The sequence below is a fragment of the Mycobacterium sp. OAS707 genome (genome assembly GCF_014873705.1).
GTDB lineage: Bacteria > Actinomycetota > Actinomycetes > Mycobacteriales > Mycobacteriaceae > Mycobacterium.
The window spans coordinates 334,126-360,221 of sequence record NZ_JADBDS010000004.1 but is presented as its reverse complement, the minus strand read 5'-3'; the positions used below and the strand labels follow the sequence as shown (position 1 = coordinate 360,221).

At 65.5% G+C, this 26,096-nt stretch carries 26 protein-coding genes and 1 riboswitch; of the genes, 9 read left to right on the top strand and 17 right to left on the bottom strand.

The features are described from left to right. Positions 1–5: 5 nt before the first annotated feature. Entirely contained in the window at positions 6–1,151 is a 1,146-nt protein-coding gene (locus tag GGC64_RS26850) for an ABC transporter ATP-binding protein (protein ID WP_192725623.1), read from the top strand. Here GGC64_RS26850 and GGC64_RS26845 read toward each other — a convergent pair. Beyond that, entirely contained in the window at positions 1,141–1,788 is a 648-nt protein-coding gene (locus tag GGC64_RS26845; RefSeq protein ID WP_192725622.1) for a TetR/AcrR family transcriptional regulator, read from the bottom strand. The genes GGC64_RS26850 and GGC64_RS26845 overlap by 11 nt on opposite strands. A gap of 94 nt (positions 1,789–1,882) precedes the next feature. Between GGC64_RS26845 and GGC64_RS26840 the strand changes: the two genes are divergently transcribed. From GGC64_RS26840 to GGC64_RS26830, 3 genes are read left to right on the top strand one after another with little or no spacing between them, the layout of a single operon-like run. Next, complete coding sequence (locus GGC64_RS26840) at positions 1,883–3,499, top strand: NAD(P)/FAD-dependent oxidoreductase (protein WP_192725621.1); 1,617 nt, start codon at positions 1,883–1,885, stop codon at positions 3,497–3,499. Beyond that, complete coding sequence (locus tag GGC64_RS26835) at positions 3,445–5,511, top strand: acetate--CoA ligase family protein (RefSeq protein ID WP_370582347.1); 2,067 nt, start codon at positions 3,445–3,447, stop codon at positions 5,509–5,511. The genes GGC64_RS26840 and GGC64_RS26835 overlap by 55 nt, the downstream gene beginning before the upstream one ends. A gap of 2 nt (positions 5,512–5,513) precedes the next feature. Further along, the gene (locus tag GGC64_RS26830) at positions 5,514–6,797 is read left to right on the top strand and encodes an acyl-CoA dehydrogenase family protein (RefSeq protein WP_192725620.1); all 1,284 of its coding nucleotides are present in this window, start codon (positions 5,514–5,516) and stop codon (positions 6,795–6,797) included. On the opposite strand, the gene GGC64_RS26825 is transcribed toward GGC64_RS26830, so the two are convergent. Continuing rightward, the gene (locus GGC64_RS26825) at positions 6,781–7,878 is read right to left on the bottom strand and encodes an ROK family protein (RefSeq protein ID WP_370582346.1); all 1,098 of its coding nucleotides are present in this window, start codon (positions 7,876–7,878) and stop codon (positions 6,781–6,783) included. The two genes, GGC64_RS26830 and GGC64_RS26825, sit on opposite strands and share 17 nt — an antisense overlap. An 80-nt stretch (positions 7,879–7,958) precedes the next feature. Here GGC64_RS26825 and xylA point away from each other — a divergent pair, with 80 nt between their 5' ends. Next, a complete protein-coding gene (gene xylA, locus GGC64_RS26820; RefSeq protein ID WP_192725618.1) occupies positions 7,959–9,182 on the top strand; it encodes a xylose isomerase in 1,224 nt (407 codons plus the stop codon). A gap of 114 nt (positions 9,183–9,296) precedes the next feature. On the opposite strand, the gene GGC64_RS26815 is transcribed toward xylA, so the two are convergent. Both GGC64_RS26815 and GGC64_RS26810 read right to left on the bottom strand, forming a co-directional pair. Then, positions 9,297–9,635: a hypothetical protein gene (locus GGC64_RS26815; RefSeq protein WP_192725617.1), complete on the bottom strand. Its 339-nt coding sequence runs from the start codon at positions 9,633–9,635 to the stop codon at positions 9,297–9,299. A 105-nt stretch (positions 9,636–9,740) separates the two neighbouring features. Then, positions 9,741–10,967 carry an FAD-binding oxidoreductase gene (locus GGC64_RS26810; protein WP_192725616.1) on the bottom strand — a complete coding sequence of 409 codons (1,227 nt, stop codon included), beginning with the start codon at positions 10,965–10,967 and terminating at the stop codon, positions 9,741–9,743. 53 nt (positions 10,968–11,020) lie between these two features. On the opposite strand from GGC64_RS26810, the gene GGC64_RS26805 reads away from it, so the two are divergent. Next, on the top strand, positions 11,021–12,184 hold the full coding sequence (locus GGC64_RS26805) for an acyl-CoA dehydrogenase family protein (protein WP_192725615.1): 1,164 nt from the start codon (positions 11,021–11,023) through the stop codon (positions 12,182–12,184). On the opposite strand, the gene GGC64_RS26800 is transcribed toward GGC64_RS26805, so the two are convergent. Beyond that, entirely contained in the window at positions 12,126–13,418 is a 1,293-nt protein-coding gene (locus GGC64_RS26800; protein WP_192725614.1) for a solute carrier family 23 protein, read from the bottom strand. The two genes, GGC64_RS26805 and GGC64_RS26800, sit on opposite strands and share 59 nt — an antisense overlap. A 78-nt stretch (positions 13,419–13,496) precedes the next feature. Here GGC64_RS26800 and GGC64_RS26795 point away from each other — a divergent pair, with 78 nt between their 5' ends. Continuing rightward, positions 13,497–13,922 carry an ester cyclase gene (locus GGC64_RS26795; protein WP_192725613.1) on the top strand — a complete coding sequence of 142 codons (426 nt, stop codon included), beginning with the start codon at positions 13,497–13,499 and terminating at the stop codon, positions 13,920–13,922. On the opposite strand, the gene GGC64_RS26790 is transcribed toward GGC64_RS26795, so the two are convergent. After that, positions 13,919–14,569, bottom strand: coding sequence for a TetR/AcrR family transcriptional regulator (locus GGC64_RS26790; RefSeq protein ID WP_192725612.1), 651 nt, complete (start codon positions 14,567–14,569; stop codon positions 13,919–13,921). The two genes, GGC64_RS26795 and GGC64_RS26790, sit on opposite strands and share 4 nt — an antisense overlap. 76 nt (positions 14,570–14,645) lie before the next feature. On the opposite strand from GGC64_RS26790, the gene GGC64_RS26785 reads away from it, so the two are divergent. Further along, positions 14,646–16,178, top strand: a complete 1,533-nt coding sequence (locus tag GGC64_RS26785; protein WP_192725611.1) for an alpha/beta hydrolase — start codon at positions 14,646–14,648, stop codon at positions 16,176–16,178. Here the strand turns inward: GGC64_RS26785 and GGC64_RS26780 are convergent. From GGC64_RS26780 to GGC64_RS26770, 3 genes are read right to left on the bottom strand one after another with little or no spacing between them, the layout of a single operon-like run. After that, complete coding sequence (locus GGC64_RS26780) at positions 16,136–17,380, bottom strand: APC family permease (protein WP_192725610.1); 1,245 nt, start codon at positions 17,378–17,380, stop codon at positions 16,136–16,138. The genes GGC64_RS26785 and GGC64_RS26780 overlap by 43 nt on opposite strands. A gap of 16 nt (positions 17,381–17,396) precedes the next feature. Continuing rightward, the gene (locus GGC64_RS26775) at positions 17,397–17,738 is read right to left on the bottom strand and encodes a hypothetical protein (protein ID WP_192725609.1); all 342 of its coding nucleotides are present in this window, start codon (positions 17,736–17,738) and stop codon (positions 17,397–17,399) included. An 11-nt stretch (positions 17,739–17,749) separates the two neighbouring features. After that, positions 17,750–17,974 (bottom strand): hypothetical protein, encoded by a 225-nt coding sequence (locus GGC64_RS26770; RefSeq protein WP_192725608.1) that lies wholly within the window; start codon positions 17,972–17,974, stop codon positions 17,750–17,752. A 104-nt stretch (positions 17,975–18,078) separates the two neighbouring features. On the opposite strand from GGC64_RS26770, the gene GGC64_RS26765 reads away from it, so the two are divergent. Beyond that, a complete protein-coding gene (locus GGC64_RS26765) occupies positions 18,079–19,317 on the top strand; it encodes a TetR/AcrR family transcriptional regulator (protein ID WP_192725607.1) in 1,239 nt (412 codons plus the stop codon). On the opposite strand, the gene GGC64_RS26760 is transcribed toward GGC64_RS26765, so the two are convergent. The 8 genes from GGC64_RS26760 to thiC form a co-directional block, all read right to left on the bottom strand. Beyond that, positions 19,284–19,550 carry a hypothetical protein gene (locus tag GGC64_RS26760; protein ID WP_192725606.1) on the bottom strand — a complete coding sequence of 89 codons (267 nt, stop codon included), beginning with the start codon at positions 19,548–19,550 and terminating at the stop codon, positions 19,284–19,286. The genes GGC64_RS26765 and GGC64_RS26760 overlap by 34 nt on opposite strands. Positions 19,551–19,569: 19 nt before the next feature. Beyond that, positions 19,570–21,054, bottom strand: a complete 1,485-nt coding sequence (locus GGC64_RS26755) for an NAD(P)/FAD-dependent oxidoreductase (RefSeq protein ID WP_192725605.1) — start codon at positions 21,052–21,054, stop codon at positions 19,570–19,572. 43 nt (positions 21,055–21,097) lie between these two features. Next, entirely contained in the window at positions 21,098–21,724 is a 627-nt protein-coding gene (locus GGC64_RS26750) for a septum formation family protein (protein WP_369434871.1), read from the bottom strand. Positions 21,725–21,744: 20 nt separating this feature from the next. Next, complete coding sequence (locus GGC64_RS26745; RefSeq protein WP_192725604.1) at positions 21,745–22,404, bottom strand: septum formation family protein; 660 nt, start codon at positions 22,402–22,404, stop codon at positions 21,745–21,747. 15 nt (positions 22,405–22,419) lie between these two features. Beyond that, positions 22,420–22,953: a DUF4190 domain-containing protein gene (locus tag GGC64_RS26740; RefSeq protein WP_192725603.1), complete on the bottom strand. Its 534-nt coding sequence runs from the start codon at positions 22,951–22,953 to the stop codon at positions 22,420–22,422. Next, positions 22,950–23,567 carry an alpha/beta family hydrolase gene (locus GGC64_RS26735; RefSeq protein ID WP_192725602.1) on the bottom strand — a complete coding sequence of 206 codons (618 nt, stop codon included), beginning with the start codon at positions 23,565–23,567 and terminating at the stop codon, positions 22,950–22,952. The genes GGC64_RS26740 and GGC64_RS26735 overlap by 4 nt, the downstream gene beginning before the upstream one ends. Beyond that, on the bottom strand, positions 23,564–24,400 hold the full coding sequence (gene thiD / locus GGC64_RS26730; RefSeq protein WP_192725601.1) for a bifunctional hydroxymethylpyrimidine kinase/phosphomethylpyrimidine kinase: 837 nt from the start codon (positions 24,398–24,400) through the stop codon (positions 23,564–23,566). The genes GGC64_RS26735 and thiD overlap by 4 nt, the downstream gene beginning before the upstream one ends. Next, the gene (thiC, locus tag GGC64_RS26725; protein ID WP_192725600.1) at positions 24,397–25,956 is read right to left on the bottom strand and encodes a phosphomethylpyrimidine synthase ThiC; all 1,560 of its coding nucleotides are present in this window, start codon (positions 25,954–25,956) and stop codon (positions 24,397–24,399) included. Before thiC ends, thiD begins: the two co-directional genes overlap by 4 nt. Then, positions 25,947–26,055: riboswitch (TPP riboswitch) on the bottom strand. It overlaps the preceding gene by 10 nt. Positions 26,056–26,096: the final 41 nt, after the last annotated feature.

Sequence of the window (26,096 nt, the reverse complement as noted above, 5' to 3'; positions counted from 1 at the left end):
GCACGGTGACGGGCGGCGCGATCCGGCTGCAGCAGCTTGCCAAGTCGTTCGACGGGGTGCCCGCCGTGACGGGCATCGACCTCGACATTCCAGCCGGCCAGTTCTATTCGTTGCTCGGACCGTCCGGTTGCGGTAAGACCACGACGCTGCGGATGATCGCCGGTTTCGAGAAGCCAGATTCGGGCCGCATCGAACTCGACGGCCGTGATGTCGCAAGCGATCCGCCCCACAAGCGCCCGGTCAACACGGTCTTCCAGACCTACGCGCTGTTCCCGTTCATGACGGTGTGGGACAACGTCGCGTTCGGCCTGAAATACCAGAAAGTCTCGCGCGACGAAGGCAAGCGTCGCGTCGGCGAAGCGCTGGAACTCGTTCGGATGAGCGACTTTTCCGCCCGCCGCCCCGCCCAGCTGTCCGGCGGCCAGCAGCAGCGAGTCGCGCTGGCGCGCGCCTTGGTGTTGCGACCCCGCGTGCTTCTGCTCGACGAACCGCTCGGCGCGCTCGACGCGAAGCTGCGCAAACAGTTGCAGCTGGAATTGCGCGCAGTGCAGCGCGAGGTTGGGATCACGTTCGTCTACGTGACTCACGACCAAGAGGAAGCGCTCACCATGAGCGACCAGATCGCCGTCCTTGCCGAGGGCCGTGTCGAACAGGTCGGTCCACCGCAGGACATCTACTCCGCTCCGGCAACCACCTTCGTCGCCGGATTCATGGGCGCGGCAAACATTTTCGACGCCGAAGTGCTCGAAGCCGGCGGTGGAACGGCGGTGTGTGCGGCCCTTGACACCCGGCTGGGCGCTGCGGTCGACGGCTCGGCCGTCCCCGGTGCGGCGGCGATCGTCATCCGGCCGGAGCGCATCGTGCTGCAGGAACCCGGCGCGCCAATCAGCCACGACCGCAACGTCATTGGCGGTGTGGTGGCGCAGGTTGTCTATCTCGGCAGCACGACCCAGGTGCACGTCGATGTCGGTGCACCAACGCCACTGATCGTCGAGGTGGCCAACCATGCGGGCCCGCGCTCGGTGACCCATGAACCAGGGGCCCGCGTGTGTTGCGTGTGCACGCAGGACGCGGTGCGGGTGCTGCATCGCAGCGACGCGGCGCCGATCGCAGACCCCGTCGCCGACGAGGTCGGCGCGCTCACCTCTTAGCGGTCTTCGCCTTGCCGTTCACCCGCTTCTTGGCAGGCGGCAGGTTCAGTTCGCGCTCCGCGAAGCGCATCGCGATGTCGTACGCCAGATCGGAGTCGACGTCCGGGTCCTCGAGAGCGACCTGGATGGACAATCCGTCGAGCAACGCCGCGAATTCCAGCGCGAACATCCGCTTGTCCTTCGCGGTCAAATCGGATGTGTCGAGGGCGTCGATGATCATCTTGCGCCACCTGGCGTCGAGTTCGGCCCGGCCCGCCTTGATCTCGTCGTGGCGGAAGGCCTGCGCCCACAGGTCGAACCACAGGCCCCACGCGCCGGGGATCTCGCCGGCACCTTCAGGCACGCATGTCCATTGGATCAGCAGTGAGAGCCGTTCGCGCAACGAAGGGACGTCGGCCAACATCTGTTCGGCTGCTTCGTAGAACGACTCCTCCGAGTGCCGCAGCGCGTCGACAAGCAGGCGGTCGCGGGTGCCGAAGTAATAGATGACCAGTGCCGAGCTGACACCCGCCCGCTTGGCGACATCGGCGATGCGGGTATCTCCAAAACCCCGCTCGCAGATCAGCTCGGCTGCGGCACGGAGCATTTCGATGCGACGGGCTTCGTTCTGCTCAGTCGCGGGCGCTGGTTCGGCCATGGCGTGTTGTTCCCTCCCTGTGCAGCGCAGCTCTTGTCTGTAGCGTAACACTTGATTAGATTGAACAGTCAGTCAGGACGGAAGTGGGACACCGATGTCGAACACGTACGACGCCCTCGTGATCGGCGGCGGCCACAACGGCCTGGTTTCGGCTGCATACCTGGCGCGCTCAGGCGCCAGGACACTGGTGCTCGAGGGGCGTGGCTCACTCGGGGGAGCGGCCACCACCGAGTCGCCGTGGGAGGACGCCCCGCATCTGCGCGTCACCCGGTTGTCCTATGTGATGAGCCTGATGCCGCCGACCATCGTGCGCGAACTCGAGTTGGACCGGCACGGCTACCGCGTCCATCCGATGGGTCCGTACTACCAAGCATTTCCCGACGGCGGCTCCCTGACGATCTACGAGGACGACCCGGCGCGCACGTACGAGCAGCTCGCCAAGTGGTCCAAGAAGGACGCCGAGACGTGGCCGAAGTGGAACGCGTGGCTCGAAGGCATCGCCGACGTGATGGGTCCGCTGCTGACCCAGGTGCCGCCGAACATCGGCTCGCACCGACCGTCGGACCTGCTCGACCTCGCGAAGCTGGCATGGAGCCAGCGCGGGATCACCGTGCGCACCACCGCGGACGTCACGCGGCTGCTGACGATGAGCATCGCCGACCTGCTCGACGACTGGTTCGAGTCACCGCAGATCAAGGGCGCGCTCGCGGTCAACGGCGTGATCGGAACGTGGGCGGGTCCGTACGAGCCGGGCACCGCGTACGTGATGGCCCACCACTCGATCGGCGACGTCGGCGACGGCCAACTCGGCAGCTGGGGTTACCCCGAGGGCGGCATGGGTGCCGTCTCGGCCGCGATCGCACAGTCCGCCCGTGGCTTCGGCGCCGAGATCCGTACCGATGCCCGCGTGGCTCGCCTGCTGGTCAGCGGCGGCCGTGTGCAGGGAGCGGTGCTCGATAACGGCGACGAGATCCGCGCACCGTTGGTGGTCACCACCCTTCACCCGAAAATCGCCTTCCTCGAACATATTCCGCGAGCGGAGCTGCCCGACGACTTCGTCGCAGACATCGAGCACTGGAAGACGCGCAGCGGGGTGGTCAAGATCAACCTGGCGCTCGGGGAGCTCCCGAACTTCACTGCCGACCCGAGCAGTGGGCTCGCCGAGCACCACACCGGTTCGGTGGAGATGGCGCCGACGATGGAGTACATCGAGGCGGCCTTCCAGGACGCCAGGGCGGGGCGGCCCGCCTGGATGCCGTTCTCCGATGGTGTGATTCCGACGACGTTGGACAAGACTCTGAATCCCGATGGCACACACATCATGTCGTTGTTCACGCAGTGGGTGCCCGCCGACTGGAGCCAGGCGCCGCACACCGAGGACCTGGACGCCTATGCCGATCGCCTGATCGACCTCTACGATCAGGTCGCTCCCGGATTCAAATCCTCGATCACGCACCGCGACATCGTCGGACCGCACGAGATGGAGCACGAATACGGCTTGATCGGCGGGAACATCTTCCACGGTGAGCTGTCACTGGAGCAGCTGTTCCATATGCGCCCCGCTCCTGGCTACGCCGACTACCGCACTCCGATTTCCGGTCTGTACAACGGAGGTTCGGCAACGCACGCGGGTGGCGGCGTGTGCGGCATCCCCGGGTGGCAGGCCGCCCGGGCAGCGCTCGCCGACAAGAAGCGTTGGCGGCGCAGATGAATGCGCGCCGCGAGGCCGTCGCGGCCATGCTGGGTGCCACGTCGATGGCGGTGGTGGGTGCCAGCGCTCGCCCAGGCAGTTTCGGTGAGCGGATGGTCATCGAGTCCCAACGTGGTTCCGCCCGTGTGCATTTGGTGAACCCGAGGTATCAGCGGATCGGCGAGTATCCGTGTGTGCCCACCCTCGCCAACCTCGACGAAGCCGTCGACGTCGTGCTGCTGGGTGTGCCCGACGCGACCCTGGTCGAACAGATGGAACTCGCGGCGGCGGTGGGCGCGCGGTCAGCGGTGCTGTTCGGCGCCGCGCACGGGGTGCGCCAGAAGGTCGTGGAGACGGCCACCGAGGCGGGCATGGCGCTCTGCGGGGCGGGCTGCATGGGGTTCGTCAACAACGCTCTCGGCGTGCGGGCACTCGGCTACCTGGAGCCAGATCCGTTGCCGTCCGGCGGAATTACTCTGGTGACGCACTCCGGTTCGGCCTTCTCGACACTGTTGCGGGCGCGCCGTGGCTTCGGATTCCGGCTCGCGGTGTCGTCGGGGCAGGAACTCGTTACCGACACCGCCGACTACGTGGACTACGCACTCGACGACCCCGAAACGCGGATCATCGCCCTGCTGATGGAGACACCACGCTCGGTTCCCCGGCTGCGGCAATCGCTGCTGCGGGCCGCCGATCAGGATGTGCCGGTAGTGATTCTCACGGTCGGTGGTTCGCCGCGCGGGCGCGCGATGGTCGCCGCGCACTCGGGTGCGCTGGCCGGCGAACATGCGGCGTGGCAGGCCTTCTGCGCCGCGACAGGCGCGGTACACGTGCGCGACATGGCCGAGTTCACCGACACGCTGGAGCTGTTCTCGGCAGGCAGGCGATCGCGCGGCGGCGGACTTGCGACGGTGCACGACTCGGGTGCAGAACGCGCCCTGGTGGCCGACCTCGCGCACGAACTGGGCCTGCCGTTCGCCGATCTGGCCGACGACACGCTGGCGACCATCGGCCGCATGCTGGACGACGGCCTCACTCCGACCAACCCGCTTGACCTCTGGGGTACCGGCGCCGAGACCCGCAACCTGTTCGGCACCTGCCTGCGCGCGATCGCCGAGGACGGGAACGTTGGCGTCACCGCGCTCGCCGTAGACCTGGTCACCGAGTACGACGGCGACACCGCGTATGCCGACGCGGTGCTGGACGTCGCCGCCGGTACGGACGCACCGCTGGCAGTGCTGGCCTCGGTACCGTCGGCCATCGACGCGCCCACTGCGCAACGTCTGCGGGACAACGGAATTCCGGTCCTCGAAGGCGCCCGCAGCGGACTGGTGGCACTGGGCAACCTGGCGCGCTGGCCCCTGCCGGTCGACCGGGTGCGGGCCTCGATGACAAGCAGGCAACTCCCCGACGACGTCCCCGCGTTCCGGCTGCTGGCCGCCTACGGGATTCCGGTTGTCGAGACGCGCACCGCCCATTCGATGAGTGTCGCGATCGCGGCAGCCGAGGCCATCGGTTATCCGGTGGTTTTGAAAACCGTTAGCGCCCTTCACAAGAGCGATGTCGGCGGTGTGGCCCTCAGCATCGCCGACGATGAAGAGTTGACAGCCGCGTACGCGGTGATGACGCGGTCCCTCGGGCCGGTGGTGACCGTGCAGCCGATGGTCGCCGACGGCGTCGAGGTGTCGGTGGGGTTCGTGCGCGACGACGCGTTCGGTCCCCTCCTTGTGGTCGCGGCTGGGGGCACGACGGTGGAACTGCTCGCCGACAGAGCGGTGGCGTGTCCGCCGGTCTCACATGCGGGCGCACTGGCACTGCTCGACCAGTTGCGGATTCGTGCGCTGCTGGCGGGCTGGCGCGGCTCACCGCCGGTCGACATCGATGCGCTGGCCGACGTGATCGTCGCGTTCTCCAGGATGGCTCTCGAACTCGGCGACATCGTGGAAGCCGTCGAAGCCAACCCGGTGATCGCGACTGCGGACGGTGTTGTCGCAGTCGATGCCCTGATCCAGATGCGTCGGGCAGAATCCTAGAGATGGCGTGGGACTTCTCGACCGAACCGGAATTCCAGAAGAAGCTCGACTGGGTAGAGGAGTTCTGCAGAGAAGAGGTCGAGCCGCTGGAGTACGTGTTCCCGTATGCCGTTCGCTCGCCGGATCCGCACGTCAAGGCCTACGTCCGCAGCCTGCAGCAGCAGATCAAGGACCAGGGACTGTGGGCGCTCTTTCTCGACAAGGATCTCGGCGGCCCGGGCTTCGGTCAGCTCAAGTTGGCGCTACTCAACGAAGTCATCGGCCGCTACCCCGGCGCCCCGCAGATGTTCGGTGCTGCCGCGCCGGACACCGGCAACATGGAGATGCTCGCGGCCTTCGGCACCGACGAGCAGAAGAAGCGGTGGCTCGAGCCGCTGCTGAGCCAGGACATGTTTTCCGCGTACTCGATGACCGAGCCTCAGGGCGGGTCCGACCCCAATCTGTTCAAGACCACCGCGGTGCGCGACGGCGACGAGTGGGTGATCAACGGCGAGAAGTGGTTCACCTCGGCGGGCCGCGTCGCCGACATTCTGTTTGTGATGTGTACCAACGGGATGTTCGTCGTGCCCCGCACAACTCCCGGCGTGGAGATCCAACCGGAGCCCCGCAACCACAACCACATCATCTATCGCGACGTCCGGGTGCCACTCGATCACCTGCTCGGCCCCGAGGACGGCGCCAAGACCCTGGCCCAACGACGACTCGGTGGCGGACGCATCCACCATGCGATGCGCACGATCGCCCAGTGCAAGCTCGCGTTCGACATGATGTGCGAGCGGGCGCTGTCCCGCGAATCGCACGGCAAGGTGATCGCCGAGCATCAGATGGTGCAGGAGAAGATCGCGGATTCGTATGCCGCCATCCGTATGCTTCGGCTGTTGGTGCTCGAAACCGCTTGGAAGATCGACAATTCCAGCACCAAAGAGGCCAGGACCGACATCGCGACCGTGAAATTCACAATGGCCAAGGTGCTGCGGGACGTGTCGTTCAACGCGCTGCACATCCTCGGTTCACTTGGTACCACCGACCTGACCCCGTTGCAGGCGATGTATGCGAGCGCGCCGACGATGGGGCTGGCCGACGGGGCCGACGAGGTGCACAAGGCCACCGTTGCGCGCCGCGTGCTTCGTGACTACCGGCCGCAGGAGCATCCGTACTGGCCGACGGAGTACCTTCCCGCCAAACGTGAAGCGGCGTGGGCGAAGTTCGAGCAGAAGTTCGAGGCCGACCCCGAATTGCGCGCATCGGCCGAGGCCTACCAGAAGTACTTCAATCGACGGCGCTGAAGTAGTGCGCGGCGGGATCGGCGAGTAACGGAGCGAACGCCGTCTCGGCGGCACCGATCATCAGTGTCTGGGATCCGAGGCTGGCCGCCACGATGCGCACGTCCTCGTGGGGCACCCGCATGGAGTGGCGGGCCACTGCGGTATCAAGTGCTGCAGCAGCCTGTTCCGGGAAGATCCGGAGGAATCCGCCGAGGACGACGAGCTTGGGGTTCAGCAGGTTGATGGCGTTGCCGAGTGCGATGCCGAGATACTGTGCTTGGTGTGCAATGGTTTTCGCGGTGGTTTGACTGACTTCGGTCTCGAGACACCCGATGCGCCCACAATGGCACGGCGCCGCGCCGCCGACATAGGTGTGGCCGAGCTCCCCCGCGTAGCCCTCGGCGCCTTCGAGAAGCTCGCCAGCCACGACGAATCCGGCGCCGATTCCGCTGGCGCCGCCGTTGACGTAGATCATGTGGTGTGCGTCCGGATGTCCTCCGAATACGTGTTCGGCGATAGCGCCGAGATTGGCGTCGTTCGCCGCGAACACGGGTAATCCCACTGCCGCGCTGAGCATCTGCCCCAACGCCTCGTCATGCCAATCGAGGTGTGGTGCCAGCCGCACCACGGATCCGGGGGCGTGCACAAGACCGGGAACGGCCACCCCGATTGCGGTGACTCGGCGATTGGGATCCAGCTTGCGCCGGATCTGGTCGACGGCCTTGGCGGTGATGGCCACGGTTTCGCCTGCGCTGGGGATATGGTCGGTCGGATATCTTTCGATATTGAGCACCGTGCCACCCAACGCGACCAAACCGATTGTGATGGCGTCGGTTTCGGGATTCACCGCAATTGCGAGCATGTCGGTCCGCGGCCGCACGATGGGGCTCGGTCTTCCGACTTGGCTGGCCGGACCGGCCTGCGTTTCCTCCACCAAGCCGCCGTCGACCAGTTCCTCAACCAGGTCCTTCACCGTCGAACGGGCCAGGCCTGTCTTGCGCGTCAGCTGCGATCGGGTCACCGCACGGCCGCGATGAACCAGGGTCAGCACTGCGGACAGGTTGCGGCGCCGGACATCATCGGTGTTGGTGCCGATCCTCACCCAACCTCCCTCCCTTGACAGTGACCCAGGGCACATCTTATGTTCGGACGCAGAACAAATCCAGTGCCAGGAGTCGCGTCATGTCTGTCCTCGAATCCACGATCGCAGCGGCCGGTGACCTCGTTCCCAAGCCGTCCGACAAGTTTTCGTTTGGCCTTTGGACCATAGGCTGGACCGCCAACGACCCGTTCGGCGCGGCGACCCGGCCCGCCCTGGACGCGGTGGAGGCGGTGGAGCGGCTGGCCGCGCTCGGCGCGTATGGCCTGACTTTCCATGACGACGACCTGTTTCCATTCGGAAGCAGTGACGGCGAACGCCGTCGTGCCATCGACAGGCTGACGTCCGCGTTGCACGCCACCGGCCTGGTCGTGCCCATGGTGACCACCAATCTGTTCACCCATCCGGTGTTCAAGGATGGTGCGTTCACGAGTAATGATCGAGGTGTTCGACGGTTCGCATTGCGCAAGGCGCTGCGCAACATTGACCTGGCAGCTGAGCTCGGCGCCGAAACATTCGTCATGTGGGGTGGTCGAGAGGGCAGCGAGTACGACAGCGCCAAGGATGTCCGCGCGGCGCTCGAACGCTACCGTGAAGCGCTGAACCTCTTGTGCGAGTACGTTCTTGACCAGAAGTACGCGCTGCGGTTCGCGATCGAGCCCAAGCCCAACGAACCCCGCGGTGACATTCTGCTTCCTACCGTCGGGCATGCGCTGGCATTCATCGACACACTCGCCCACTCCGAGATGGTCGGAGTGAACCCCGAAACCGGCCATGAGCAGATGGCCGGGCTGAACTTCATGCACGGGATCAGCCAGGCGCTGTACTCCGACAAGCTGTTTCACATCGACCTCAATGGCCAGCGTGGAATCAAGTTCGACCAAGATCTGGTGTTCGGCCACGGGGATCTCGCCAATGCGTTCGCGCTCGTCGATCTTCTGGAGAACGGTGGCGTGGATGGCGGGCCGAGCTACACGGGCCCCCGGCATTTCGACTACAAGCCCAGTCGCACCGAGGACAGCAGCGGAGTTTGGGCCTCGGCCGCGGCGAATATGCGGATGTATCTACTACTGAAGCAGCGTGCTGCGGCGTTCCGCGCCGATCCAGAAGTTGCCGACGCGCTGGAAGCCGCCCGTGTCAACGAGTTGCGCAAGCCCACGCTTGACGCCGGCGAGACGTACCGAGACCTACTGGCCGACAGGTCGGCCTACGAGGAGTTCGACGCCGATTCCTACTTCGGCGCCAAGGGTTTCGGCTTCGTCCGGCTCAACCAATTGGCGCTCGAGCACCTGATGGGTGCGCGCTGACGTTTGAGTGCCCCGACACGCAGACTTCACCGGCGAGCAGACGCAAAGTGGTGCGACACGCCGCGACGGCGCGCACTTTTGCGTCTGCTCGCGCGGAGAGGGACGGCCCGTCGATCAAGCTGTGGCCCAACCAACTCCCGAGAGACCTGATTGGTCGATGTCAACGGGCGGAACGCACACCAAGGTCCAGTGATGAATGTTCGGGCAATAACACGTGTCGATGTTGGCCCACAGGTTGAGCGTGCGGTTCACCCACATATACGTCCAGAGGAAATCCCACAATTCGCCGCATTGAGGGCACACCCGGTCGTCGTCTTGCTCGTCGCTGAACCGCTTGAGGCCGCCGTCCTGAAACACCGACCAGTTGGGGTCATTCTTGAACATGTCGGACAGCGCATCGGCAATCGCTGGAACCGCCCACGTCTGCCCTTCGCCTGAGATGAGTTCGGTCATGCTTCCTCCAGACACGAAGAAAGCCCCCGGCCAGTTCTGGCCGAGGGCACCAAAAAGGCCGCGAGGTCATTCACCTCACAGCCGACGCGAGCGTATCAAACCTTGTCAAGCTCGCCACGGGCCACGTTGGCCAGGTCCTGGAGCCTTCTCCGGGAACGGGAGCGAAATCGGTTCGGGGGCAACGCGACTGTTGCCGTCGGCGTCGAACCGGTCGAGGCCGAGGTCGGTCAGGTCGAGCCAATCGCAGCGGCCCGCGGTTGTCAGGTCGGCCGCGACCTGCGCGACGGCCGGTCCCCACATCATGCCGTGGCCGGCGGGGCTGGCCACCACGGTGCCGTCGACCGGACCGTCGTCGGTGAGCAGCGGGCCGAGGATCGGCAGATGGTCGGGCGTGTAGTCGATGGTCGCCGCCCACGCCCGTCGTAGGCCGAGCCCACGGACCGCGGGGAGGAGTTCCTCGATGCGGTCTCGCGCCTTGCGGTAGTACACCGTGTCAAAGTCGGTGGCCACACCCGGCGGCTCGTCGGGATTGCTCATGCCCCACAGCAGGCCACCGGATTCACCTGGGCGCCAGTAGATTCCGGAGGTCACGTCGAACACCATCGGCAGCTTGTGCACGTCGACCGGCAGCGGCGCGGTGACCACCACCTGGTGCCGGGTGCCGCCCGCGGGGACCCTGCCACCGGCCGTCAGGCCGACTTCGGCGAGCTGCGGGCCGCCCGTCAGCACCACGTGCTCGGTGTCGATCGGACCGTCGGAGGTGTCGACGCCGACGACGCGGCCACCGGCGGTGCGTAAACCGGTGAAGGAGCATCGTTCGCGGACGTCGACGCCGAAGGTGGTCAGCGCCGCCGTGTACGCGAGCACATTGCGCGGTGCGTCGATGTAGCCGTCGCCAGGGGCGTAGGACGCGCCGAGCGTCACGCCCCGCTCCAAGCCTGTCTGTCTAGTGTCGATGTCCGCACTGGACAACCATTCGACCTGCAGGCCGAGCGTGCGTTGCAGCGCGATCCGCTCGTGGGCCTGCTGCACCTCTGCTTCGGTGAAGCACGGCATCAGATAGCCCTGTGCCACAAAGCCGCAGTCCAGCGGAAAACGCTCGCCGCTGGCCGCGTAGAAGTTCTGGGTCCACAGGCCGAGCTTGATTGCGGTCTCGGTGCCGCCCTGTGCGCGGACCATGCCCGCGGCCCGGCTGCTGGCGCCGTCACCGAGGGTCCGCGCCTCGATGAGCGCGACATTCGGCACGCCACTTTCGGCGAGTAGCACGGCCGTCCATGCACCGACCGTTCCGCCACCCACCACCACGACATCGGCGCTGTGGGAGCTGGTCATACCACCGAACGCTGGCATAGACTGAACGCTCAGTCAAGAGGGTGGAGGCGCGGATGTACGGGCTGACCGAGGACGACCTGCGGATCAGGGACACGGCGCGTGCGTTCGTCGAGACGCTGATGCCGCATGAGGTGGAGGCCGAGCTCGCGGGTGGCATCCTGTCCAAAGAAGTGACGGCCGAGCATCGCGCCCGGGCAATCGAATTGGGCCTGTACGCAACGAATATGCCTGTCTCGGTGGGCGGACCGGGTTGTTCCGCGTTGCAGCAGGTGTTGGTGCAGGAGCAGTGCGGACGCGTGACCAATGGGCTGGGTTGGGTGATGGCCACCCCGCCGCAGTGGTGGGTCGACGTCGCGACCGACTACCAGCGACAGCGGTGGCTGCTTCCGTCGGTGCGGGGAGACAAGCACGAGGCGTATGCGATCACCGAGGAATTCGCCGGGTCCGACGTGTCCGCGCTGCAAACCACCGCGCGGCGCGACGGTGACGAGTACGTGATCAACGGTGTCAAGTGGCATGTCACATCGTTCAACCTGGCCGACTATGTCTTCGTGGAAGCCGTTGTTGAGACTGGCGACCACGTGCTGTTGGTGGTCGACCTGCCGTGGCCGGGTGTGGAAGTGGTTCGGACACCGCAGTATTCGCACCACATCGCGGACGAGCATCCGATCGTGGCGTTCACTGACGTTCGTGTACCTGCCGTCAATCTGGTCGGCACCGAGGGCGGGCCGATGACATTCACACAGGATTGGTTTCGGTTCGAGCGAATGATGGTGGCCGCGAGATGCGTTGGGGCTGCGCAGCGTTTGGTCGACGAGGCCACCGCGTTCGCGCAGACTCGCGTCGTCGACGGCCGACCGCTGGGCGAGCACCAGTTGGTGGCCGGCATGCTGGCTGACTGCGCAACCGAACTGTTCGCCGCCAGAACCATGCTCTACGAAGTGGCCAGGTCGATCGACGCGGGCTATGACCGCAAGACGCTACATGGCCAGGCGTCGATGGCGAAGCTGTACTGCTCGGAGATGGCCGGGCGGGTGGCAGACCGGGCGGTGCAGATATTCGGCGGCCGCGGCTACATGCGCGAGAACGTCGCCGAGCGCATGTTTCGTGAGCTGCGGGTGGAGCGGATATGGGAGGGCGCCAGCGAGATCCAGCGAATCATCGTGGCGCGTCAACTGATGGCTCGTGGTCCGGCCGCGTTGCTCGACCCGTCCTGAAGCCCAGCAGACGCATGCCGTGATACACGAGCAGCGCCGCGATCGAGCCCAGTGCGATGCCGGTGAACGTCAGATTGCCTGCCTGCCAAGTGAAGTCGGCGATCCCGATGATCAACGGTATTGCTGCGGTCATCTGGTTCAGCGGCTTGGAGAAGTCGACCTCGTTGGTCAGCCAGATGCGCACGCCGAGGACGCCTACCAACCCGTACAGCACGACTGTCGCCCCGCCGAGCACGCCGGGCGGAATCGCCGAGATAGCCGCACCGACCTTGGGGCACAAGGACAATGCGATCGCCACCGCGGCCGCAACCCAATATGCCGCCGTCGAGTACACCCGCGTCGCCGCCATCACCCCGATGTTCTCGGCATACGTGGTGGTCGCCGACCCGCCGCCGAAACCCGCCAACGTCGTCGCCAACCCGTCGGCGGCGAGCGCGCGGCCCATGACCGGATCGACGTCGGTATTCGTCATCTGCCCTACCGATTTCACGTGACCGATGTTCTCGGCCACCAGAGCGATCACCGCGGGCAGGAACATCGGCAGCACGGCGACCGTGAATGTGGGCGTGTGGAATTCGGGCAAGCCCACCCATGACGCCGCCTTGATCGCCGACGTGTCGACCTCACCGAGGATCAGCGCCAGCACGTAACCCGCGACGACGGCCAGGAAGATCGCCAGCCTGCCGATGATGCCGCGAAAGAACGCCAGCGTCGCGACGAGCAGCACCAGCGTGACGAGCCCGACGACCGGACCCTTCTCGAAGTTCGTCTTCGCCGCGGGCGCCAGATTGAAACCGATCAGTGCGACGATCGCGCCCGTCACCACCGGCGGCAGCGTGAGGTCGATCCAGTGAGTGCCTGCCAGATGCACGACCCCACCGATGATCATCAGCACGACACCGACGGCGACGAGGCCGCCGAGCGCGCTGCCGGTGCCATGTGAGGCGACGGCAGCCGTCACCGGCGCAATCACCGAGAAGCTCGAACCCAGATAACTCGGCAGGCGGTTGCCCGTGATCACCAGGAACAACACCGTGCCGACGCCGGAGAACAGCAGAGTGGTGGCGGGCGGGAAGCCTGTCAGCACCGGAACCAGGAACGTGGCGCCGAACATCGCCACCACGTGCTGGGCACCGAGGCCGATGGTGCGGGCCCAGCTCAGCCGCTCATCGGGTGCGACGACGAAGTCCGGGTCGGCTTGTGCCTCGACGTGTTTCCAACTCAGCGGGATCACGATGTCTGACTACACACGATGTGCCGCCGCGCCGCACGCCGATCGGCGTATCGTCGGCATATCTCGGGGGAGGTGACCATGTCGATCGAGGACAACAAGGATCTGGTCCGGCGTTTCTACCGGGAGATAGATGCCGGCAACATCGACGCGCTGGACGAGTTGGTGGCCGAGGATTATCTGGACCATTCACCGCCGCCGTTTCCCGGCTGCGACGCTCCGGGGCGTGAAGGGCTCAAACAGGCGTTCCGGATGTTCTGGGACGCCACGCCGGGCACCCATGAGGTCGAGGATCAGATCGCCGAGGGTGACAAGGTGGTGACCAGGCTGACGGCGCGTGGAACACACAGCGGCGACCTGGCCGGCATCCCGGCGACGGGTAACGAAATGTGTATGACGGCCACAGTGATTCACCGCATTGCGAACGGCCGACTAGTCGAGAAGTGGTCTGACAAAGACGTGCTCGCGTTGCTGCAGCAGCTGAACGTCATCCCGCCTTTGCATTAGTCGCCGAACACGGGACGTGGCTTGGGCGGACACGCAACGATCGCCGGCAGCACGAAGACTTCGATGTAGCGACGAACGGTCTCTGGATCTTCGGTGCCCGGTATGACGCCGAGCAGCATGCTGATTGACGTCGAAATGAAGAACTGAGCCAAGTCTTTTGGGCGAAGACCCGGTCGGAACGGATTGCGGGCAGACGACAGCAGCTCGGCCATCACGGGCTTCACCATCTGCACAAGAGCGGCATTGTTCGCGAGCATCCTGCCGACGGTGCCCTTTTCACTCTCGTCGGAGATGGTTCGAAGCAGCGGGTCGTGAATCAATTCGGTCGCGACGATCACCATGCTCTCGATCAACATGTCGAGCGGACCGGCGTCGGGGGGCAGCCGGTCGAGGATGCCAGCCATATGCCGCTGTGTCGTTCGCTGCACCAATGCATCCACCAGGGCGTCTCGGGTCGGAAACTGGCGGTAGATGCTTCCGCGGGAGTACCCGGCCTCGCGCGCGATCGCCTCCATCGTCGACGTCCGATAGCCGACGGTCGCGAACAGCCGCTCCGCCGCATCGAGGAAGGCGTCCTGCGATTGTTCGGCCGGGATGCCGCCGCCGAGTGGACGGCCGCGACCACGGCGTTCCGGCGTTGCTGGCACATGCAGACGGTACCTGCCGCAGCAATAAATGACATTTCCCTTGATTTGTTTAATTTATCGCGTTAGCGTCCTCGCCGTGGTCAATCGGTTGATGGCGCTGTTGGGTATTGCGGTAGTCCTGATGGCGATCGCGGCGGGATTGCTCGCCGGTGCAGCGAGCGCAGCAGCAGACACGGGATCAGACGCCGGTGACGGCACCAAGACATCCGAGTCGACGCAGGAGTCGACTTCCCGGACTGAATCCGAGAAACCGGTGAAGCCGGCGGAGCAGCCGAAGAAGCGCAAGACCAGAAATCCCACCGCCAAAAGCAACAAGCCGCATACCGAAAAGGCGGACGCGTCCGACGCCGAGCCTGCCGCGAAGACAGTCAAGCCGGCGGCTGCGCCGCACGAAACCGCCACCACGGCAATTAAATCCGGCGCCCGAACCGCGAAAGCTCCGGCAGCTGTTGAGGCGGTGAGGCCGACCGAAGTCTCGGAGTCGACCACCCTCGCGGTCACCGAGCAGGCCGCCGCCCCGCGCAAGCCGACGCTGCTCAACTTCGTCGGATCCATCGCCATGAACGTCGTCATGGGCCTGATCCACACGTTTGACGGCGCCCCGGTCCTGCCTGCGGGCAGCACGGTCACGGTGCGCACGTCGACGCTGAGGATTCCTGTCGCGGGTGGACGCACCGTGCAGGCGGACTGGTACTTCCCCGATGACGGTGAGACGCCGACCCGGCTCATTTACTTCCAACATGGGCTGGGCGCATCAGGACCGATGTACAGCTACACCGCGGCGACCCTGGCCGAGCAGACCAACAGCATCGTCGTCGCTCCGTCGTTGACATCGAACTTCTTCGACATCGACGGCGCGTGGCTGGGCGGAGCACCCATGCAACAGGCGGTAGCCGACCTGTTCGTCGGAGAACGTGCCGAGCTCACTGAAAGCGCAAGTGCAGCAGCAGGACACGAGGTGGAATTGCCAACGCATTTTGCGCTCGCCGGACACTCGCTAGGCGGCAGCCTCGTGATGGGCGCTGCGGCCGACATGATCGACAACGGCGCGATCGACGACCTGGCGGGCGTGCTCCTGCTCGACTCGGTCGACGTCAACAACAGCGTCCCTTCTGCTCTGCAGAAGCTCACTGGCGTGAATTACCGTCCGGTATACGACATCTCGTCCGAGCGCTATGTATGGAACATGTACGGCAAAGTGGGCGACGAGTTGCAGGCTGCCCGCCCCGGCCAATTCACCGGTGTCATGCTTGTTGGCGGCCGCCACATCGACGCGCTCCAAGGCGGAAACCCCATCATGCAACTCAGCCAGTATCTCATCGCGGGCTTCTCACAACCACAGAACGTCGAGGCGGTCAAGACGCTCGCCGTTGGATGGGTCAACGACATGTTCGCGGGCACCCATGACGGCATCTACGGTGCGCCGCAACAGAGCATTCAGATCGACACCACGGCGGGGACGGCGACTGCGGTCGTGCTTCCCTTCGCATCGACTCAGCGGGTCCAGGGCACTCCATTCGACGGTGTGGTGTTCGTGGTGCTCGATTTCATGACGAAGTTCTTCGTCTATGAGCCGTTGGCAGCGGGAGCCGATCTGGTGGCGACGTAGGCCGCGGCCCCGACGGCCACGACCGCCGCACCCACAAGTACCGACGAGACCGGCAGCAGGAACGCCAGCAGCAGGCAACCGGCCAAACCGATCACGGGAATCACCCAGCGTCCCAGCGTGAATGCCGACGCGTTGGCGATCGCGTAATACAGCAGCACCGCGAACGACGAGAAGCCGATCGCCCCTCGGAGGTCCACCGTCGCCGCGGCCACCGCGACCACGACTCCGACGACGATCTCGGCGCGATGCGGGCTGTTGAACCGCGGATGGACCACGGCCAACGCGCGCGGCAGATGTCCGTTGCGTGCCATTGCCAACGTGGTCCTGGAGACGCCGAGGATCAGTGCCAGCAGCGAACCGACGGCCGCCACCGCGGCACCGACCCGCACCACCGGTTCCATCCAGGGCAGGCCAGCAGCGCGGACCGCGTCGGCCAGCGGAGCGCTCGCCGAAGCCAGTGCGGCGCTGCCCAATTCGCTCAGCACGGCGACGGCCACCACCGCGTAGACCGCCAGCGCGATGCCGAGCGCAATAGGAATGGCCCGCGGAATGGTGCGGGCCGGGTCGCGCACCTCTTCACCGAGCGTCGCGATCCTGGCGTATCCGGCGAACGCGAAAAACAACAGACCCGCGGCCTGCAACACGCCGCGGACGCCGGCGTCGTCGCCAAGCGCCAACCGTGATCCGTCCACGTCGCCGAACCCGAAAATGGCGACGACGACGGCGGCAAGGACGGCCAGCACCAGCGCGACGATCACCCGGGTCAGCAGCGCCGACTTCTGGATGCCGCGATAGTTCACCACTGTCAGCGCCACCACCGCGGCCACCGCAACCGCGTGCGCCTGTGCTGGCCAGACGTAGAACCCGACGGTCAATGCCATCGCCGCACACGACGCAGTCTTGCCGACGATGAAGCTCCATCCGGCGGTGTAGCCCCAGAATCCGCCGAGACGTTCGCGGCCGTAGACGTACGTTCCGCCGGACTGCGGATACAGCGCGGCCAGTCGCGCCGACGACGTCGCGTTGCAATAGGCGACGACGGCAGCGACGGCCAACCCGATGAGAAGGCCCGAGCCTGCGGCGGCCGCGGCGGGGCCGAGTGCGACAAAGATGCCTGCGCCGACCATCGAGCCAAGGCCGATCACGACGGCGTCGAAGGTGCCGAGTCGCCGCTGCAGCGCAGGGCCGTGCGGCGTGCTCACGCCTGCGAATGCTACGTCAGGAAACCGGGTCTTTGCCGAACGCCGATTCGCGACCCCAAACAGTGGCCGCCACGGCAACCACACCGACGGTGACGATCGACCCGACCACCACCAGCGGGATGGTCCACAGCCTGCGGGTCAACAGCGCACTCTCGCATTGATCGACGTAGTTGTCGTGGCCGACGGCTGATGCCGCCTGGCTCAGGTCTGTGACATATCCCGTTCCGCACTTGATCTGAAATCCGTATTGGTCGAACGCGTCCAGGAAGACCGGAAAATTCAGTGCCAACAGTCCGACGGCGACGAGGACGAACGCAGTGGTGCCGATGTAGAACGCGCGGTGGTGGTAGTGATGCAAGGATCCCCCGTTCAAGTCATGCAGACGTCGGCGAAGAGCAGTACCGGCCAGCACACGATCGACCCGAGGTACGAGACAACCAGGTCGGCGCCCGCCATATCCTGCAGGTGCGCCGTGTGCATGCCCGACCAAATCACCCCGACGATCAGGTACGGAGTGCCAACCACTATCGCGACGACGATCAGTTCGCCTATCGTCACCTGGAATCCCAACAGCCGTCGCAGCGCGTCGAGCACATCGCTATGTTAATGGCCATTCTTTACGTGGGCGACTATTTTCTTGTGATTTTCCAACCGAAGTGGGCGTTTATGTATGCCCGGCGTCCGTTAGGGTGTTGGTCATGGCGCGCACCAGGCCCACCCGCGCCGAGGGTGTTCGGCGCCGGCCGAAAGACCGCAAGGCGCAGATTGCGCGCGCGTCGGCCGAGGGGTTCAGCGAGCTCGGCTATTACGGCGTCAGCATGGAGACCATCGCCAAGCGGGTTGGGATTTCCGCGGCCGCGCTGTACCGCCATTACTCGAGCAAGTACGAGCTGTTCCGCGACGCTGTGCTCAACCTCGGCCAGCAATTGGTGGACTGCACGGAGTTCGCCGACGAGGCGGACGGTGACGCAGAGCTGACGCTGCGCCGGCTCGTCGCCGCGCTCATCGACACCGCGATGGTCAACCGCGAGTCCGGCGGGCTGTACCGCTGGGAAGGCCGCTTTCTCCGTGGCGACGACCAGGCCACGCTGAACGCGCAGATGCGCAGCGTTCACCATCGGATTCAGCAGCCGCTCATGGCAATTCGGCCGCAGCTGACGTCGCGGCAGCGGTGGACGTTGTCGACCGCCGCACTGTCGGTGATCGGCAGCATCGTCGATCACCGTGCCAAGCTGCCCGCCATCCAGGTGCGGGCGTTGCTCGCCGACCTCGCCGAGGCTGTGCTGACCGCCGAATTGCCCGATGCCAGTGACACTGCGGCCGAGGCGCGGAGCGCTGTGACCAGTGTGGCGGAAACACCGAAATACGAAGCGCTGCTCAATGAATCGATGCGCTTGTTCAACCTCAAGGGCTACCGCGACACCAGCATGGAAGACATCGCGGCTGCCGTCGGGATGCCTGCGTCGGGCATCTACCGCTACTTCTCGGGAAAAAGTGACATCCTCGCGGCGGCGTTCCGGCGCGCTGCCGACCGGTTGTCCGAAGAGATGCTTGAGATCGTGGCCACCACGCCCGATCGCGAAGAGGCGCTGACGTCGGTCATCGACGCCTACGTGCTGCGGTCGTTCGACCGTCCCGAACTGGACTACGTGTATTACACCGAGCGACTCAACATGACACCCGGTGACCAGAAGATTCTGCGAAACCTGCAGCGCGCCAACGTCGAATCGTGGGTGGAGCTGGTGGTGTCCGTACGGCCTGACTGGACCCCGGGACAGGCGCGCTTCGCCGTGCATGCCGCGATGTCGCTGGTGATCGACCTTGGCCGGCTGATGCGGTATGACAACTCGGCGCCGGCCCGGGCGGTCGTCGAACGACTGGTGGACCTGACGCTGCTCGGCCGCTACCGGTTGCGTGCCGCGTTGCCCGCCAAGTAGGCCAGGTAACCGATCGTGCCGACGGCGGCCAGTGGGCGTGTCTTGGCCGAACTGAGTCCAAGGCCGAGCGCGGTCTCGACGCCGCCGTGGATGTAGACGCGCTGGCGGGTGTTACGCGGAAACGCGGTCTTCGTGATGCCGTCGAACAGTTGTGGGCTGGTGAAATGAGACAGCCCGATGCCGGCAACTACCAGCCCGGCGAACTTCGCGATACGCGAATCGGTTTTCGGCACAGCCGCTTACCCTCTCTGCTCAGGCAATCTGGTAGTCGCTCAGCGGAAAGCCTGATGCTTCTTTGATCGCTTTGTCCGTCGACATCGGCCGCAGCAGCGTCGGCTCGCCCTGCGGGTTGAAATAGTAGGACCGCGACGTCGCACAGTTGCCGATCGTCCACAACGAGTCGCCGAGCAGTTCGGTCATCCGATCGCGGTAACGGGTGTTGGCTTCCTCGGTGACCTCGAAGGTGGTGGCACCGCGCTTCTTGAGTTCGCCGAACAACCGGTCCATGTGCCGCATCTGGTACTCCATCGTGTTGAAGAAGTTCAACCCGAGGAATGCGAACGGACTGGCCAGGCTGAGATAGTTCGGGAAGTACGGCATGGTCACACCCTGGTAGGCCTGGAATCTTGTTTCGCGCCACCACTTTCCGAGATTGCGGCCCTCGCGGCCGATCACCTCGATGGCGGGGAAGTTGGCTTCCCATAAATCGAAGCCGGTGGCCAGAATCAAGGTGTCGATGACCGTCTTCGAACCGTCGGCGTTGACGATGCCGTCTGCCTCGATGCGGGTGATGCCGTCGGTCTGCAGATGCACGTTCGGCTTCGTGAACGCGCGATAGTAGCCGTTCGAGAATGTCGGCCGCTTGCATCCGAAGTCGTAATCCGGAGTCAGCCTGCGGCGCAACTCCTTGTCGCGGATCGAGGCGAAGCGGTGCATTTTCGACAGGTCGGCCGCGGCGATGTTGAGCCGGCGGAAGTGCCGGTGGTGGATGATCGCGGTGTTGATCATCACCTCGTAGATCGAATCGGTCAGCCAGCGAATCGCGCGCTGTGTCAACGGAATTCGAGCGAACAGCTGCTTGGCGCGTTCGCCGAAGCGGATGTCGATCTTCGGCACCACCCAGATCGGGGTGCGCTGGTAGACGGTGAGGTCAGCGACCCGTTTGGTCAGTTCGGGAATGAGCTGAACGGCGGTGGCACCGGTGCCGATGACGGCGACCTTGCGGCCTTCGAGCGGATACTCGTCGTCCCAGGCGGTGGTGTGGATGACCTTGCCTGCGAAGTCCGTCACGCCAGGGATGTCGGGGACCTTCGGCTGCGACAGGAAGCCGGTCGCGGTGATCAGGAATCGCGCGGAGAGCACGTCGCCGTCGGCGAGAGTGACCTTCCAGACGCTGGCTTCCTCGTCCCAGCGGGCGCCTTCCACGACGGTGCGAAAGCGCATATGCCTGCGGATGTCGTACTTGTCTGCGATGTCGTCGGCGTACTGCTTGATTTCCGCACCGGTGGAGAACAGCCGCGACCAGTTCGGGTTGGGCTCGAAGAAGTATGAGTACGTCGTGGTGGGGACGTCGACGGCCAGGCCGGGGTAGCGGTTGACGTGCCAGGTTCCGCCGAGGTCGTCCTCGCGATCCAGGATCACGAAATTGTGGTAGCCCATCCGCTTGAGTTGGATGCCAGCGCCTATCCCGCCGAAGCCGGCTCCCACAATGACCGCGTCGTAGAGCTGCGAAGTCATGCCCCAGACGGTACCTCAGGTACCGGAAACTCAGCCGACCGGCTCAGGCCTTCAGCGAGCCCGTGCGCGGCGGATCGACGGTCGCGATGCAGGTCACCGACCGGTCGCCCAGCTTCCACGACTGCTCGTCAGGGAAGCGCTTGAGCAGTCCGACGTGTTCGGGCACGGCGTCGGGCGCGTAATCCAACAGCTCTTGCTTGCACCTGCCCACGTATTCGTCGACCGTCGCCGTCCCCGGGAAGTCGCCTTCGGGCAGCATCAACACCGCGACCACCTCCGCGGCATGCTGTTCGCTGCACGGGACGACGGTCACATTCGCGCCAGTCGTCGGCAGCTCCTTGAAGCAGTCACCGGTCTTGAAGTACGACGCCGCGGACCGCCGGTCCGTCGGGGCGCCCGGCCGCTGCGGCTTGAACAGGTTGTCGTCGTTGACGAGCAAGAAGACCGAAACTCCTGCGGCCACCAAGACCCATACGCCGGAAAGTGCCAGCCCGGCAATGGCCAACCCGCGCCCGCCCTGGCCCTGCTTGGCCTTGTTGAGCCCGACGATGCCGCATACCAAGCTGACGGGTAGCCCGACGATGCCGACGACGCCGAAGACGAGTGACAAGATCGCCCACACGTTGGTCTTGGCAGGCGCTGGCGGGTACGGGTGCACGGGATGGGTCACGCCGGCCAGAATATTGCGGCTCAGCCTTTTAGCGACTCCGATCGTGGCGGATCCAGGGTGGCAACGCAGGTCACCGCCCGATCACCTTGCGACCACGTCTCGGCTGTCGGATACAGCACGTACAGCTGCACCGAGTTGTCGGTGACCGCGCCGGGTGCGTACGTGGCGAGCTCGGGTTCGCACTTGTTCTGGTAGGCCTCGATCGCGGACTGCCCCGGGAAGTCGCCTTCGGGCATCAGCAGTACCGCGAAAACCTCTCCTGCGTGCGGCTTGTCGCAGCCGATGGTGTCGACGGTCAGCACGCGGGTGTTGCCCGGTATCTCCTTGAGGCAGTCGCCGACTTTCACATCCGTGGCGGTGACCGTGCCCTTGCCGATGATCACGACGAACACGATGGCGGCGATGGCCAACAGCGCGAGGACGCCGACCGCCAGGCCGATGATCAATCCCCATCGGGTCTTCTTCTTCGGTGGTGGACCGTAGTGACCGAACGAGGGAGCCTCGCCGTACGGCAGCGGCGGGGGCGGCGGATAGGCGCCCGGCGGGGGCGGCGGATACGAGCCAGGAGGCGGCGGCGGATATCCGCCCGGTTGCGGCGGATAGGGATTTTGGGCCGGCTGGCCATACGGTCCCTGCGGCGGTTCGCCGTATGGCGGGGGATTGCTCGGCGGTGTGGTCACGCGCTGACCCTAACCTCAATCGCGAAGCGAGGACCACCGTTCATGCTTCGCCATTGCGACGCAAACCATGGACCCCTCGCCGTTTGCCCACGCGACACGAAACACCGGGCCCTCCGGTGAGTTCGGTGCGTAATCGAAGAATTGGGATCCGCAGTCGGCGGCGGTTGCGCCGGGCGCAGTGAGGACCGCGAACACCTCGCCGTGGTGTGGGCGGTCGCACCGCACCCGCTTCACCCAGGTGGGCAACTGGTCGTCGTAGGCATCTTTGACGCAGTCCCCGGTCTTCAGGTCGGCGGCGCGCACCGACTTCCCTTGTGTCGAAACCCCGTACACGATGACGGACGTGAGCGCCGCAATCCACACGCCTGAGATGACGAGGGCCGCGATCGCCAAGCCGCGGCCGCGCTGATGCCGTCCCCGCATCTGGATCAACGCCACGACCGCGAAGATCACGCTGAGGATGGTGCCGCCGAGGATGCCGAGGATGAACGCGGCAACGGCCCAGCCGTTCGTCCCGCCCGGCCGCAGAGGGTCGGGCGGGGCGGTCACGCGAGCAACCGTAGCGCCGCGTCGACCGCCAACACCGGGACATCGAGCGTTTTGGAGCCCAAGTCATGACGGGCTCCGGTGATTTCGACGATCTCGGTGGCCGCGGGGATCAGCCGTGCGGCGGGGCGGAGTTCGTCGATGGTGCCGAATGGGTCGGCCGTGCCGTGGGTGAACACCGTCGGCGCCGTGATGCGTGGCAGGTGCTCGGTGCGCGCGCGTTCGGGCTTGCCCGGCGGGTGCAGCGGATATGAGAACAACGTGAGGACGTCGACGGCGGCTGCCTCGTCGGCGACCACCATCGACGTCATCCGGCCGCCGTAGGAGTGGCCACCCGCGATGACGGGACCCTTGGTCAGCGTGCGGGCCAATTCGACGGCCTCGACGACGCCGGCCTGGTCGGTGGCGGCAGAGCCCGACGGCGGGCCCTTGGGCCGCCGCCGCCGGTACGGCAGGTTGTAGCGGACTGCCAGCCAGCCGCGGCTGGCCCACTCGTCGCAAACCCTTGCCAGCAGCGGGGACTCGCGGCTCCCGCCCGCGCCGTGGGTCAGCACGACGACACCCTTGGCTTTGCCTCGCGGTTCGTGCGCGACGCCTGCGATATCGTCGACGGTCACGAGTCGAGCCTGAAGAGTGCCGATACCGGTCCGTGACCATGGCCCAATGGGTATGCGGCGCGCAGACATTCGGTGACCCACCGCTTACCGAACGCAACTGCGTCGGGCACGGTGTAGCCGTGAGCGAGCGCGCTGGCGACCGCTGCGGCAAGAGTGTCGCCTGCGCCGTGGTCGTTGCCGGTGTCGATGCGAGGGGTGTCGAACTCGTGGAAGTCGGTGCCGTCGAACAACAGGTCCGGGCTGTGCGACGACGCTCGCAGGTGGCCACCCTTGACCAGCGCCCACTGCGGACCGAGCGCGTGCAGCTTTCTGGCCGCTTCGCGTTGCGATTCGTCGTCGACGACATCGACATCTACGAGCAGGCGGACTTCGTCGAGGTTGGGCGTGACCAGGGTGGCGAGCGGAAAGAGTTGGCCTTTAAGGGAGTCCAGCGCGCTGGGATGCAGCAACGGGTCGCCGTGCATCGACGCACAGACCGGGTCGACCACCAGTGGCACCGTTCCTGCCAGGCCCTGTTCGCGCCACGTCTCGGCAATGACGTCGATGATCGCCGACGACGCCAGCATGCCGGTCTTGGCCGCCTGCAGGCCGATGTCGGAGGCCACGGCCTCGATCTGACCTGCGATCACGTCGAGCGGAATCTCGTGAAAACCCTTGACGCCGAGCGAGTTCTGCACAGTCACAGCCGTGACGGCGACGAGGCCGTGCACGCCGAGCAGCGCGAAGGTACGCAGGTCTGCCTGGATGCCGGCCCCGCCGCCCGAGTCGGATCCGGCGATGGTCATCACCCGGATCGGTGTCTCGCCCGGTGGCGTCAGTGGCAAGAAGCTCATGTGGCCAAGGGTAGGTAGATCTGGTTCCCGTGGTCGGCGAATTCCCTGGACTTCTCCGCCATCGCGTCGCGAATGTCCTGCGTGATGCGCATCGAGCAGAACTTCGGCCCGCACATCGAGCAGAAGTGCGCGGTCTTGGCGGGCTCGGCGGGCAGGGTCTCGTCGTGGAACTCGCGCGCGGTGTCGGGATCGAGCGACAACGCGAACTGATCGTGCCAGCGAAACTCGAAGCGGGCCTTCGACAAAGCGTCGTCCCGTTCCTGCGCGCGGGGGTGCCCCTTGGCCAGGTCGGCCGCGTGCGCTGCGATCTTGTACGTGATCACGCCGACCTTGACGTCCTTGCGGTCGGGCAAGCCGAGGTGCTCCTTGGGCGTGACGTAACACAGCATCGCCGTGCCGGCCTGGGCGATGATCGATGCCCCGATGGCGCTGGTGATGTGGTCGTAGCCCGGAGCGATGTCGGTAGCGAGCGGGCCGAGGGTGTAGAACGGCGCTTCTTCGCAGAGTTCCTCTTCGAGGCGGACGTTCTCCACGATCTTGTGCATCGGGATGTGACCCGGGCCCTCGATCATCACCTGCACACCATGGGCTTTCGCGATCTTGGTGAGCTCGCCGAGCGTTCTCAGTTCGGCGAACTGCGCCTCGTCGTTGGCGTCGGCGATGGAACCAGGACGCAACCCGTCGCCCAAGGAGAAGGTGACGTCGTAACGGGCGAGGATCTCGCACAGTTCGGCGAAGTTGGTGTACAGGAACGACTCGGTGTGATGGGCGAGCATCCACGCCGCCATGATCGAGCCGCCGCGGCTGACGATGCCAGTGACACGCTTGACGGTGAGGGGGATGTAACGCAGCAGCACGCCGGCATGCACGGTCATGTAGTCGACGCCCTGCTCGCACTGCTCAATCACGGTGTCGCGGTAGACCTCCCAACTCAGCTGCGTGGGATCACCGTTGACCTTTTCCAACGCCTGATAGATCGGCACGGTGCCGACGGGGACCGGCGAATTACGCAGAATCCACTCGCGTGTCTCGTGGATGTTGCGGCCGGTCGACAGATCCATGATGGTGTCGGCGCCCCAGCGGGTGGCCCACACCATCTTGTCGACCTCCTCCGCGATGGAGCTCGTGACGGCCGAATTGCCAATGTTGGCATTGATTTTCACCGCGAACGCCTTGCCGATGATCATCGGCTCGCTCTCGGGGTGGTTGTGGTTGGCCGGGATCACCGCCCGGCCCGCGGCAACCTCGTCGCGCACCAACTCGGCGGGCATGCCTTCGCGGGCGGCGATGAACGCCATCTCCGCGGTGATCTCACCGGTGCGGGCGCGCTGCAACTGCGTGCCTCTGTCGCGCACCACGCCGTCGCGCGGCGGTAGACCGTTGTGTAGATCGATCTCGGCATGCGGATCGGTGTACGGACCGGACGTGTCGTACAGATCGAGGTGCTCGCCGTTGGTCAGGTTCACCCGTCGGAACGGCACGCCGTCGACGTAGATCTTTGTGCTGCCCTGGATCGGGCCGGTGGTGACAGACGGATCGACAACAACATTCGACATTGCAACTCCCTACGCCGGCATTACCCGGTCAGGTTCGTACGGTCGACGGGCCTACCCGTCCTCTCAGCGCACTCGGTGTGCGCTCCCGTGTGTGGACAGTATGCAGGTTAGCGCAGCCGTGGCGGGTGTGCCCAGTGGGA

Coding starts and splice junctions, on each gene's coding strand:
- xylA (WP_192725618.1), top strand. CDS start 7,959: ATGTCTGTCCTCGAATCCACGATCGCAGCGGCCGGTGACCTCGTTCCC.
- thiD (WP_192725601.1), bottom strand. CDS start 24,400: ATGAGCTTCTTGCCACTGACGCCACCGGGCGAGACACCGATCCGGGTG.
- thiC (WP_192725600.1), bottom strand. CDS start 25,956: ATGTCGAATGTTGTTGTCGATCCGTCTGTCACCACCGGCCCGATCCAG.
- GGC64_RS26845 (WP_192725622.1), bottom strand. CDS start 1,788: ATGGCCGAACCAGCGCCCGCGACTGAGCAGAACGAAGCCCGTCGCATC.
- GGC64_RS26815 (WP_192725617.1), bottom strand. CDS start 9,635: ATGACCGAACTCATCTCAGGCGAAGGGCAGACGTGGGCGGTTCCAGCG.
- GGC64_RS26810 (WP_192725616.1), bottom strand. CDS start 10,967: ATGACCAGCTCCCACAGCGCCGATGTCGTGGTGGTGGGTGGCGGAACG.
- GGC64_RS26840 (WP_192725621.1), top strand. CDS start 1,883: ATGTCGAACACGTACGACGCCCTCGTGATCGGCGGCGGCCACAACGGC.
- GGC64_RS26755 (WP_192725605.1), bottom strand. CDS start 21,054: ATGACTTCGCAGCTCTACGACGCGGTCATTGTGGGAGCCGGCTTCGGC.
- GGC64_RS26795 (WP_192725613.1), top strand. CDS start 13,497: ATGTCGATCGAGGACAACAAGGATCTGGTCCGGCGTTTCTACCGGGAG.
- GGC64_RS26765 (WP_192725607.1), top strand. CDS start 18,079: ATGGCGCGCACCAGGCCCACCCGCGCCGAGGGTGTTCGGCGCCGGCCG.
- GGC64_RS26805 (WP_192725615.1), top strand. CDS start 11,021: ATGTACGGGCTGACCGAGGACGACCTGCGGATCAGGGACACGGCGCGT.
- GGC64_RS26830 (WP_192725620.1), top strand. CDS start 5,514: ATGGCGTGGGACTTCTCGACCGAACCGGAATTCCAGAAGAAGCTCGAC.